Source organism: Streptococcus sp. GMD6S (genome assembly GCF_000297015.1).
This window is the reverse complement of the sequence record NZ_AJRH01000043.1, coordinates 1-11,252: the sequence shown is the minus strand read 5'-3', so window position 1 is coordinate 11,252 and position 11,252 is coordinate 1. Positions and strand designations below refer to the sequence as shown.

Below are 11,252 nucleotides of genomic sequence, written 5' to 3'. Positions count from 1 at the left end.
CTCTTTTTAAAAAATCTCAAAAAATCAACTTAAAACTTTCCTTAAAAATGTTGAATTTCTACATCTTTGTCCTAAGCTTTTACCAGCAAAAAAAGAGAGAAATGACTTTCTCTCTTTTACCTTTCCTCTCACCTTAAACTATGAGAAGACATATTTCTAATCTGATTATTTCGCTTCAAATCCTTCTGCAACTGCATCTGCAAAGTTTTCTTCTACGATGCTTGCACAGTGATCACAGATGACTGCATGGTAGCTGCGTTCTGTTGTTGTTGGGTCGATACGACGGCAACGGTCACAAACTTCACCTGCAGCACGTTTAACTGTGAAGGCAACATCCTCAAAGCTAACTGCGCCTTCTGGAGCTGTACCTTCAGCGATGGTCAATTCTGACACGATCAAAAGTTGAGCCACATTGCTATCTACTGCTCCAAGAAGAGTTTTCACAACTTCGTTTGGATAAACTGTCAAGTGTGCTTCAAGCGATTTACCGATTACTTTTGCATTACGCGCTTCTTCCAAGGCTTTTTGAGCTTGTCCGCGGAAATCCATGAAGGCTGCCCATGTATCCAGGATTTCTTCTTGGTTGGCAAAAGTTTCAGCTTCTGGTAATTCAGACAATTGAACAAATTCTTCAGCTTCAAACTCAAGATATGACCAGATTTCCTCTGCTGTGTGAGGAAGGATTGGTGTCAAGAGTTTAGTGATTTTGACAAGAATGTCATAGAAGACAGTCTGCATTTGACGGCGTTCGAGTGATTTGGCACCCTCGATGTAAACAACGTCTTTGGCAAAGTCAAGGTAGAAGGCTGACAAATCAACGTTGATGAAGTTCACCAAGGCCTTGTAGATTGTCAAGAATTCAAAGTTAGCATAAGCATCACGAATCGTTTTCACAAGCTGGTTAAAGCGAATGGTCATGTACTTGTCAACAGAACGAAGCTCATCGTAAGCTACTGCGTCTTGAGCTGGGTTAAAGTCAGATGTATTGGCAATCAAGAAACGAAGAGTGTTACGGATCTTACGGTAAGTTTCAGAGACTTGGCTCAAGATATCCATAGAGATACGCACGTCGTTGCTTGAGTCCACACTTGTTACCCAGAGACGCAAGATTTCCGCACCAAATTGTTTTTCAACATCACTTGGAGCAATCGTATTCCCAAGAGATTTAGACATCTTCTCACCTTTACCATCAAGAGCAAAACCTTGTGACAAGATTTGTTTGTAAGGAGCAACGCCATGGTTAGCAACAGATGTGATAAGTGATGAGTTGAACCAACCACGGTACTGGTCAGAACCTTCAAGGTAAAGATCTGCTGGATATTTGAGTTCTGGACGGTTGACCACTACTCCATTCCATGATGAACCTGAGTCAAACCATACGTCCATGATATCTGTTTCTTTCTTGAACTCGCCATTTGGTGAACCTGGATGAGTAAATCCTTCTGGCAAGAGGTCCTTAGCATCACGTTCCCACCAGATGATAGAACCGTGTTCCTCAAAGAGTTGAGCTACATGTTCAATAGTCTCAGCAGTCATGATTGGCGTTCCGTCTTCAGCATAGAAGATAGGAAGGGGAACTCCCCAAGCACGTTGACGAGAGATAACCCAGTCGCCACGGTCACGAATCATATTGTAAAGACGAACTTTCCCCCATTCTGAGTGGAACTTCACTTTTTCAATTTCATCCAAGATTTCTTGGCGGAATTTAGATACAGAGGCAAACCACTGTGGAACAGCACGCCAGATGATTGGTTTCTTGGTACGCCAGTCAAATGGGTATGAGTGAGAGATTTCTTCTTGAGCAAGGAGCAAATCGCCCAGTTTTTCGATAACAGTCGGCACAACCTTGTCATAGAACTGACCCGCAAATTCAGGACCAGCATTTTCCATCATAATACCGCGTTCGTTAACTGTTACAGCAACTTCAAGGCCGTTGGCAACACCAACATTGTAGTCGTCCTCACCAAAACCAGGGGCTGTATGGACAATACCAGTACCAGAGTCAGTCGTAACGTGGTCACCCAGGATTACCAACTCATCTACAGCCGTATCCCATGGGTGGACTGTCACAATGTGGTTCAATTCTTGACCACGGTAGGTTGCCAAGACCTGAACATCAGCCCAACCAAATTTCTCAGACAAGCTATTCAACAATTCTGAAGCAACCACAAACTTACGAGTCTCACCAGCAGGTTGTACGACTACGTAATCAATATCCGCTCCAACAGTCAAACCACGAGAAGCTGTAATGGTAAATGGAGTAGTTGTCCAAACTACGATGTAAGTGTCTGTATCTAGCACACCTTTTCCGTCTTTGACGCGGTTAGCATAGTAAAGGGAAGTTGAAAGCAAGTCATGATACTCAATTTCCGCTTCAGCAAGGGCTGACTCAGAAGACCATGACCAGTAAACTGGCTTGGCACCACGGTAGATATAGCCTTTTTTAGCCATCTCACCAAAGACACGGATCTGAGCTGCTTCATAGTCTGGAGTCAAAGTCACATAAGGATTTTCCCAGTCACCAGAAACACCCAAACGTTTAAAGTCTTCACGTTGTTTATCAACTTGAGAAAGAGCGTACTCGCGGCAAAGTTTCAAGTACTCAACCAAGTCCATTTCTTTGCGTTTAACGCCCTGTTTTGCCAAGACTTGCTCGATTGGCAGACCATGAGTATCCCAACCTGGGATATAAGGAGCATAAAATCCAGACATAGACTTAGAACGAACAATAATATCTTTAGAAATCTTGTTCATGGCATGTCCAACGTGGATATTTCCGTTTGCATACGGAGGGCCATCATGCAAGGTGAAATGCGGTTTTCCTTGGTTCAATTCTTGACGACGTTGGTAAAGTTTTGCTTCTTCCCATTCTTTTTGCCAAACTGGTTCTTTGGTTGGAAGACCAGCACGCATAGGAAAGTCTGTTTTCCCTAGATTGAGGGTTTCTTTAAGTTTCATTGTTACTCCTTTAATTTAAAATGACAAAATAAAAACCACGATTCGCAAAAAGGACGAAAATCGTGGTACCACCTTTGTTCGAAAAAAGACAGGGTCTCTTTTCCTCTTTTCCCGTAACGTGGGGGACGTCTAGTCTTACTGTTTTCAGATTAGATTCGTTGAGAGGATAATCTAACCACTAGGGATTGCAGGACTCTCACCATCTCCCGCTCGCTGAAAATATAGTTGGTTGGATCTTGTTCTCACATTTTTTTATAGGATAAGAACAGATTCTTTATTTGCATCGTTCTCAGTTGCCGCAGTAGCTTCTACTTCAACTGACTCTTCATGCTGGTCACTTTCTTCTGTCTGTTGGTTTTGTTGAGCTTCAAACTCAGCTAATTCTTTGTTACCAGCCTCGATACGAGCTTGTAATTCAGCAACCTCTTCTGGTGTGAATTGACGAGTCATATCAATAGGCTCTTCTTCTGGTTGTAAAGATACAGATTCACCAAGAACTTCACCCACCACTTCTTTAAAGGCTTCATCACTTGTCTGAAGGTAAGTAGCTGTTGGGCGAAGAATATCTTCCCAATCAGATGACTCGACAATAGCCAATTGACTTTCAATCGTAGACTTGAGGCGTTGATGGAATACACGGCTCTTGTTCTTCAACTCTTCTGTCTCAACAGCCACTCTCTTCGCATTATCTGTTGCCTGACGGAGAATTTCATTTGCCTTGTATTTCGCTTCTTCAAGCAAACGCTGGGCGTCTTGTTCAGCTTGTTGAATAATATTGTTTGAACGTTCTTGAGCAGCCTGTTTAACACGCTCCGCAGTATCTTGAGCAATCAAAACTGACTGACTCAAGGAATCCTTCATCTCATCAAAGTAAGACAAACGTTCTTCCAAACTCTTGATGTGTGTCTCTTTATCGTGATTGCTACGAACCAAGTCTTCGTAGTCACGAACAACGATATCCAGAAATTCATCTACTTCTTCTGGATCAAAACCTCTAAATCTTGTACCAAAGGTTTTATCTTTAATTTCTAACGATGTAATTGGCATACTTTTCCTCACTTACTTAATAAAAAATAGAATCATTAATTGCTTCTGGTTCTTGCTCGCTTGTTACTGTTCTCTTAGGAATATCATTCGTATAATAGGAAAGACGTTCTTCTAGTTTTTTGATATAGAGTTCAGTTTCATCTTTGTATCGAATCATCTCCTCTAATTCAAAGTAAATCTTATCTAGAAAGAGGTCAACTTCTTCCTGATTGTAGCCTCTGAATGTTCTTGAGAAAGCTTTATCACTTATTTCTTGTGGTGTAATCGACATATTTTTTCTCACTTGCTTAAAAGTAGCCGGACTGTTAGTTTTTTCTTATCCTTTTTGGTCTGACCATTGTCTTTGACAACTTTCAAACGACCAAACTTTCTCACACTGATCAAATCTCCAACTGCGACCTGGTAATCAGATTTTTCAACCACATGATAATTTACCTGGACAGATTTTTTCTCAATCAGTTGACTAGTTTGATTTCTAGATAATTTCAAGGCACTTGATAAGAGGGCATCCAATCGAAAACTCGAAACTAAAATTTCTCGTTCTCTATAATCAATTTTAGACAAAATCCTATCGGTAAAAGGACATTCCTCCAGCGATACAGGAAGTCTGCCAATCTTTCTTATTCCATCCTGAAAAAGAGGAATGAAATCACGATTGACAAAAATCTGTGCTCTCTTTTCATCTACCAAGATATCACCAAATAATTTACGGTCAATTCCTAGTTGGTTGATAATTGTTCCCAATATTTTTCCATGACTCAGTTGCTCAAACTTACTCGGATAGCAAATTTCCAACAAGGCCATTTCAAAGTCTGATATCTCCGGTTCAAAGTAATCTGGATAGAGAAGAACTCGAACCGACTCTGTCGGAAGAAAATCACCACTACTTTGGCAACCCAGTCCATATGTCCCAGCTAGTACCCTCAAAATCTGTTCCTGATGGGGATTGATAAAAGGAGTAAGTACCGGTGCATAGGTATCTTCTACCCGCTTGATCCACTCTAACCCCTTATCAATAAAGGGAATATCATCTTGGGAAAAATGCTGATAAATGGCTCGATTTGCTGTCATAGTAATAAGACTAGTCGTGTTAAGAGATTTCCAACAAACTGAATCAGAATCAGCGCCGCCCAAACCGTAAAGTCAAGACCAGCAAATTGTAGATTGAGCTTACGAAGGGGCTCAATAACTGGACGAGCAAGTCTGATAACTAGGCGACCTAGCTGGCTTTCATAGGCATTTGGAAACCATGAAAGAAGAGCAAATGCAACGAGAATGATGGAATAAATGCTAACCGCATTTTGGATTAAACGAATTAAGAAAATCATTATCTTGCTCTATTTCGTTTAATATCAAAACCAAACTCAGCGCTTTGTGATTCATCTGGAAGTTTGATATCTTCAATATTCACGACAACGTTGACAGGCGTCAATAGATACATCGTACTCGCAACTTTTTTCATATTCCCAGCTAAGACATGGCGGGCTCCGTCCAAGTAATCAAGGCAACGACGGGCTTGAACCTCTGTCATGTATTGGAAATCAATCAAAATACTTTCATTGCCAGCCAACAAATCTACAATTTCAGTTGCATCTTCATATTTTCTTGGATAGCGAACGTCAATTGTCACTTTCTCATCTGAACGATGGCTTTGCATTGCCAATTCTTGCTGACGCGCATGAAGACGGGTAATATTTGCATCTTTTGCTGATCCTGACTGAGCAGGTGCTGGTAATTCTTTAGAAGATGAGATGGCTGGGCTAACTGTTCCCTCTTGTTGAGCCTGGTAGTTAGTCGTTTCTTCTCCGTCTTCTGTAAAATAATCTATAAATTTATCGAATCTATCTTTTAAAGACATAGCTCTCTCCTATTTAAAAAATGCTGTACCGATTCGAACAAAGGTTGAGCCGAACTGAATCGCTTCCTTAAAATCACGACTCATTCCCATGCTTAGCTCTGTCATCGGCATATTAGGGATTTGTTTTTCTCTAATTTCTGCTTGCAGAGCCTGCGTATCCTTGAAAATTTCTTTCAATTCATCACTGTCTGCCTCAAAAGGAGCCATGGTCATTAAACCAACATACTCAATCTGATCTAACTTAGCCAATTCTGGCAAAAGTTCTAGCAATTCTTCTTTTGAAAACCCATGCTTGCTTTCTTCCCCAGAAATATTGACCTGCAAGAAACACTTGATAACATGATCTGTTCTCTTTTGAATTTCCTGGGCTAACTTAAGGGAATCTAAAGCATGAAAGTAATCCACATATGGGATTACTTCTTTCACTTTCCGTCTCTGTAGTGTTCCTATTAAATGCCAAGTAACTGGGTAATCTTTCAAGGCCTGATATTTTTCTAAAAATTTATCAACTCGATTTTCACCTATATGACGGACACCAAGCGGAAGCAAGGCTTCCGCTGTTTGTACATCTACATACTTTGTCACTGCGATTACTGAAACAGCATCTAGAGCACGGTTGGCTTCTTGACTAGCATCAGCTATTTGCTGAAAAACTAATTCAGTATTTTTTTTCAAATTCATTGATTAACGATTTTTGAAGAATGGAGGTGTATCCAATTCATCTTCATCTTGTGAAACTGGTGTTTCGAAGCGTTCTACCGGTGAAACAACTGGATCTGTTTGGCGAACAATAGACTCACGACGCAAGTCCCAGTCTCCAAAAGCAGACGCTTGGTTTGTTTCAAAACGACGTGGGCTTGATTTAGGCAATTCTGCTGTCTCTTCCAAGTCGAATTGACGGTCAAATGTGTGCGCTTGTGGAGCTTTAGTTGTTGGACGTCCAACTGGTTGGTTGTTACGAGCTCCAACTACTTTTTCCACTCGCTCTTGACGAACACCTGTCGCTACAACAGTAACACGGATTTCATCCTTCATGCTTTCGTCAATTGATGTTCCAAGCCAGATGTTTACACCTTGGCCAGCTGCTTGGTTGACAATTTCTGAAGCTTCTTCTGCTTCAATCAAGGTCAAATCAAGACCACCAGTAACGTTGACGATGACATCCTCTGCACCATCGATTGTTGTTTCAAGAAGTGGAGAGTAAATTGCTTTACGAGCCGCTTCAACAACGCGTTCTTCACCACTACCGATACCGATACCCATAAGGGCATTCCCTTTGTTGGCCATTACAGTTTTCACGTCAGCAAAGTCAAGGTTAATCAATCCTGGGTTCGTGATCAAGTCAGTAATTCCTTGAACACCTTGGCGAAGAACGTTATCTGCTTCGCTAAGAGCTTCAAGAAGTGGCGTTTTCTTATCAACGATTTCAAGCAAGTTGTTGTTAGAGATAATCAACAAAGTATCAACATGCTCGCGAAGTTCGTTGATTCCTTCTACAGCGTACTGGCCACGTTTGCTTCCTTCAAATCCGAAAGGACGTGTCACAACACCAACTGTAAGAGCACCAAGATCTTTAGCGATACGTGCAATAACAGGGGCTGCACCTGTACCAGATCCACCACCCATACCTGCAGTGATAAAGACCATGTCCGCTCCAGTGATAGCTTCCGTCAAAGCTTCTTCACTTTCTTCTGCAGCTTTACGTCCAACTTCTGGACGTCCTCCAGCACCCAAACCACGAGTCAATTTTGGACCAAGTTGGATAACTGTTTCTGCTTTCGTACTGCTAAGGGCTTGTACATCAGTGTTGGCTGCGATAAATTCTACACCAGCAACACCTTCGTCAACCATGCGGTTGATGGCGTTGCCACCACCACCACCGACACCAATTACCTTAATAACTGCGCCTTGAGCTGCTGCTGTATCAAATGAAAATGTCATAATTTCTTATCCTCTTTTATTCATCAAACATGCTTCCGATCAAACCACGGAAACGTTCTGTTAGCTTCGGTTTACTTTGAGAACTTGCTTGGAATTCTTCCTTGGGAGCAACTGGGGCTTCCTGCACAGTTTCAGCTGGAGCTGCTTGTGCTGGACTTGGTTGCGCTACTGGATTCAAACGTTGATTTGGAATGCCAAAGTTGATTGGTTTTTGACGAAGGAATTCATCTCCTTTAACTGCTTTTTGGGCAAGAAGATTGACTTCAGTCAATTTACCAGCAAACTCAGACAAGCTAATCACGTGCGCAAATGCAGGGTTGCGAATTCCAACTTGATTTGGTACATAAAGTTTTACTCGAACACCAAATACTTCTTGAGCTAATTCAACAATTCCTGGCAAAATTGCATTTCCACCGATAAGGACGATGCCACCTGGCAAATCTAACAAGTGTCTTCTTTCCAACTCTTGTTTGATTTGGTCAAAGATATGTTTGATGCGTGCTGAGATAATTTCTGCCAAATAGCTTTCTGTTACTTCAACAGGTTCTACTTCACCGATTACTTCAACTTGGAAAGTTTCGTTACTTGCAAGTGGAACGTAAGCTTCACCATAGTTCAGTTTCAAACTTTCTGCAATTTTTTGAGATGTTTTCAAGACTTTAGAAATGTCTTTTGTAACGTAATCTCCACCTTCTTGGTAGATATTAGTGAACTGCAATTCCTGGTTACGGATAGTCGCTACAGTAGTCTGACCTCCACCCATGTCAATGACAGTCGCACCAAATTCGCGTTCGCCTTCGTTGAGAACGGAGTTCACGATTGCCAAAGGTGAAATAATCACATTATCAACATGGATACCCACACGCTCCACTGTCTTGCGAAGATTGTGTAGAATCGTACGAGGCCCTGTGTAAAGCAGACCACGCATTTCCAAACGAACACCCATCATACCACGAGGGTCACGGATGCCTTGGAAACCATCCACGATGAATTCTTCTGGAATAAATGTAATCACTTCACGGTCAGGAGTCATGCTCTTTGTCAAAGCTGATTTGACAACATTTTCAACATCTTGATCTGTGATTTCTTTGGTGTCTGAAGTTACAGGAATCATTCCTTGTGTTGGTTCAACCTGCAAGAGGTTTGCTGGAAGGCCAACGTTAACAGACTTAATAGAAATACCAGCTTTCTCTTCTGCCTGTGTGATTGCGGATTTGATTGCTGAAGCAGCTGCTTCAATATCAACAATAATTCCGTCTTTTACACCTTTACTTTTGGCATTGCTAACACCAATTACATTTACTTCGCCATCTCTATGCTCAGCTACTAGCACTTTAATCGAGCTAGTTCCGATATCTAAGCCTGTAAAAAAACCATCTCTAGTCATTACATCGCATCCTCTCTGTCTTCCAAGTTTCTCACTTCTATTTAATAACTATGTTTGGGTATAGCTATTCAAAGAATATTATAACACAAAAAATCCAATCGTGCTTAGATTTTGATAAATTTCCTAGTCATTTTTCACTTTTTATTTCTATTTTTTTATCTTAACAGCCTTACTTTAAAAAAGTATCTTTTTTTACAAAAAAAGAAAGCTTATACTTAAGCTTTCTTCACAAGTATTTTTTCTGCTTTTTGCTCTAAAAAAACTTCTAATACTTTCTTGGTCAAACTAATAGCTGTAGCTAATACCAGCGACACAATCAGGTAATTGGCCACTAAGCCATGATCACCAACCAATGGTGGCTTTGTCAAGAATCCATAATCTCCTCCAGTCACTAAATTAACCACAAAAATCAGAGCATTAAGTGAAAAGGTTAATAAAACAATCCGCTTAACATCCAATAATCTAGAGTCATACTGTCTAAATAAATAAACCAAAGAATTTCCTAGAAGAGCTAGGTGACCAAAAATGAAAGACAGGATGGCTATGTGGGGAAAAGGATAGGCATCTGGTACTGGATAAACAAAAGCTGCCAGCGTTCCAAAAATTCCAAGTAGAGAAAAATATTGCTTATACATTGACTTACCAGGAAGTAACAGCACTACAAACATCGCTATACGACAATGATAAAATGGTAAACTTTCTGACATCGGCATGTGATTTCCCCAGTACCAACTATAGAGAAGAATCAACTGGACAGCTTGTAAAATTTGGAAAAAACGTTGATAGACTTTTTTATCGTAATAGCGATAAGAAGTGTAGAAGGTCAACGCTAATAACGAAAATAAACTTACATACCAGACAAGGTCAAATTGAGGTGGTTCTGTCGCTTGCGTTGTAAAGAAAATATCCCATAAATTCATTTAATATTCCTCATTATATTTCAAAATCTTCTCACATATTATACCATGCCAATAGAAAAAAATGAATTCAGAAATACGATAATAATCTTCTCAGTCAAGATATTGGTCTCTTTGTCCTTGATGAATCTGCCAAAGAATCTCCATTTGCTCCTTGGTGATGCGTTTTTCAGATAAGACTGGCAATTGGTCAATGGCAAAAAATTGAAGCTCAGCAATTTCTTGATTCTCTTGAAATTGTCCATCAAGAAGCTTACATTCAAAGACAAACTTTGCATATTGTTTGCTCTGTAGTTGGAAACGATTGGTATCAAAAACTGCAAGTAACCTTTCAGCTTTTGCTGTAAAGCCGGTTTCTTCTTCAATTTCTTTAAGAATATTTTCGGTTGGAGAATAGCCAACTTCACCAAAACCACCTGGCAAAGCCCAACTATCCTCTCCTTTTCCTCTAACTAAACATACTTTTTCATCCTCAACAATCCAAGCACGGACGTCCATCAGAGGAGTTGCATAAGCGGACGTTGGTTTCAAGACTTCTGCCACTTCTTCTGCATCGAGGTCTGATACCTGATTCAACATTTCAGATAACAGACTTCACAAGTCCTCGTAACGCTCACGGTCGAAAGGATCTTTTGTAAAGGTTAATCCAGTATCCGTAATGGCCAGCATTCTTTGCAGATACTTGGCAAAATCACTTGCATTCATTTTCTAAACTTTCTACCAACTTGGCTAGATTCATGGAGTTAGAGCCTTTAAGCAAAATTTGGTCATTGGCTCCAAGGCTTTCCTTAACCTTCTTGACTAGGTCTTCAAATTGGTCCTCGTCAGCTGTTTTCTTGAAGTAATAAACGTGGCCGATTGGGAACATTTGACTAGCAAGTTGGCTTAATTCGGCAATGTCTTCTCCATAGAAAATCACGGTATCCAGCACATCTGGCGATAGGCTCAAAATCATCTGGTTATGGAGCTGAACAGACTGGTCACCAAGTTCCTTCATGTCTGCTAAGACTGCGATTTTCTTGCCCCCTTCATTAGCTGGAATGGCAGAGAATGTCTCCAAAATCAACTTCATAGCAGTTGGATTGGCATTGTATACGTCAGACAGAATATCTGCTCCATTGGCTGCTTTCTTCCACTCAGTACG

Annotated in this window: 11 protein-coding genes and 1 pseudogene; all 12 read right to left on the bottom strand. The window is 40.7% G+C overall.

The window, feature by feature from the left end:
* Positions 1-165 precede the first annotated feature (165 nt).
* Entirely contained in the window at positions 166-2,958 is a 2,793-nt protein-coding gene (gene ileS, locus GMD6S_RS06965) for an isoleucine--tRNA ligase (protein ID WP_000768151.1), read from the bottom strand.
* Positions 2,959-3,210: 252 nt separating this feature from the next.
* Positions 3,211-4,005, bottom strand: a complete 795-nt coding sequence (locus GMD6S_RS06960) for a DivIVA domain-containing protein (RefSeq protein ID WP_001123189.1) — start codon at positions 4,003-4,005, stop codon at positions 3,211-3,213.
* Between the two features lie 16 nt (positions 4,006-4,021).
* Positions 4,022-4,276, bottom strand: coding sequence for a DivIVA domain-containing protein (locus tag GMD6S_RS06955; protein ID WP_000028988.1), 255 nt, complete (start codon positions 4,274-4,276; stop codon positions 4,022-4,024).
* Positions 4,277-4,284: 8 nt separating this feature from the next.
* Positions 4,285-5,076 (bottom strand): YlmH family RNA-binding protein, encoded by a 792-nt coding sequence (locus GMD6S_RS06950; RefSeq protein WP_000126362.1) that lies wholly within the window; start codon positions 5,074-5,076, stop codon positions 4,285-4,287.
* Positions 5,073-5,333, bottom strand: a complete 261-nt coding sequence (locus GMD6S_RS06945; protein ID WP_000576501.1) for a YggT family protein — start codon at positions 5,331-5,333, stop codon at positions 5,073-5,075. The genes GMD6S_RS06950 and GMD6S_RS06945 overlap by 4 nt, the downstream gene beginning before the upstream one ends.
* On the bottom strand, positions 5,333-5,863 hold the full coding sequence (locus tag GMD6S_RS06940) for a cell division protein SepF (RefSeq protein ID WP_000053364.1): 531 nt from the start codon (positions 5,861-5,863) through the stop codon (positions 5,333-5,335). Before GMD6S_RS06940 ends, GMD6S_RS06945 begins: the two co-directional genes overlap by 1 nt.
* A 9-nt stretch (positions 5,864-5,872) precedes the next feature.
* Positions 5,873-6,544 (bottom strand): YggS family pyridoxal phosphate-dependent enzyme, encoded by a 672-nt coding sequence (locus GMD6S_RS06935; RefSeq protein WP_001049616.1) that lies wholly within the window; start codon positions 6,542-6,544, stop codon positions 5,873-5,875.
* Between the two features lie 3 nt (positions 6,545-6,547).
* Positions 6,548-7,804: a cell division protein FtsZ gene (gene ftsZ / locus GMD6S_RS06930; protein WP_000144263.1), complete on the bottom strand. Its 1,257-nt coding sequence runs from the start codon at positions 7,802-7,804 to the stop codon at positions 6,548-6,550.
* 16 nt (positions 7,805-7,820) lie between these two features.
* Positions 7,821-9,191 (bottom strand): cell division protein FtsA, encoded by a 1,371-nt coding sequence (gene ftsA, locus GMD6S_RS06925; RefSeq protein WP_000196345.1) that lies wholly within the window; start codon positions 9,189-9,191, stop codon positions 7,821-7,823.
* Between the two features lie 215 nt (positions 9,192-9,406).
* Positions 9,407-10,111 (bottom strand): YwaF family protein, encoded by a 705-nt coding sequence (locus tag GMD6S_RS06920; protein WP_001055258.1) that lies wholly within the window; start codon positions 10,109-10,111, stop codon positions 9,407-9,409.
* A 90-nt stretch (positions 10,112-10,201) separates the two neighbouring features.
* Positions 10,202-10,813 (bottom strand): annotated as a pseudogene (locus GMD6S_RS06915) (NUDIX hydrolase N-terminal domain-containing protein).
* Positions 10,800-11,252 (bottom strand): glutamate ligase domain-containing protein (locus tag GMD6S_RS06910; RefSeq protein ID WP_000308203.1); only part of this gene is annotated, 453 nt, incomplete at its 5' end. The pseudogene GMD6S_RS06915 and the gene GMD6S_RS06910, both read right to left, overlap by 14 nt.

What these genes read in the sequence shown, in the direction of transcription:
- ileS (WP_000768151.1), bottom strand. Translation starts at nt 2,958, where the DNA reads ATGAAACTTAAAGAAACCCTCAATCTAGGGAAAACAGACTTTCCTATG.
- GMD6S_RS06935 (WP_001049616.1), bottom strand. Translation starts at nt 6,544, where the DNA reads ATGAATTTGAAAAAAAATACTGAATTAGTTTTTCAGCAAATAGCTGAT.
- GMD6S_RS06960 (WP_001123189.1), bottom strand. Translation starts at nt 4,005, where the DNA reads ATGCCAATTACATCGTTAGAAATTAAAGATAAAACCTTTGGTACAAGA.
- GMD6S_RS06940 (WP_000053364.1), bottom strand. Translation starts at nt 5,863, where the DNA reads ATGTCTTTAAAAGATAGATTCGATAAATTTATAGATTATTTTACAGAA.
- GMD6S_RS06945 (WP_000576501.1), bottom strand. Translation starts at nt 5,333, where the DNA reads ATGATTTTCTTAATTCGTTTAATCCAAAATGCGGTTAGCATTTATTCC.
- GMD6S_RS06950 (WP_000126362.1), bottom strand. Translation starts at nt 5,076, where the DNA reads ATGACAGCAAATCGAGCCATTTATCAGCATTTTTCCCAAGATGATATT.
- GMD6S_RS06920 (WP_001055258.1), bottom strand. Translation starts at nt 10,111, where the DNA reads ATGAATTTATGGGATATTTTCTTTACAACGCAAGCGACAGAACCACCT.
- ftsA (WP_000196345.1), bottom strand. Translation starts at nt 9,191, where the DNA reads ATGACTAGAGATGGTTTTTTTACAGGCTTAGATATCGGAACTAGCTCG.
- GMD6S_RS06955 (WP_000028988.1), bottom strand. Translation starts at nt 4,276, where the DNA reads ATGTCGATTACACCACAAGAAATAAGTGATAAAGCTTTCTCAAGAACA.
- ftsZ (WP_000144263.1), bottom strand. Translation starts at nt 7,804, where the DNA reads ATGACATTTTCATTTGATACAGCAGCAGCTCAAGGCGCAGTTATTAAG.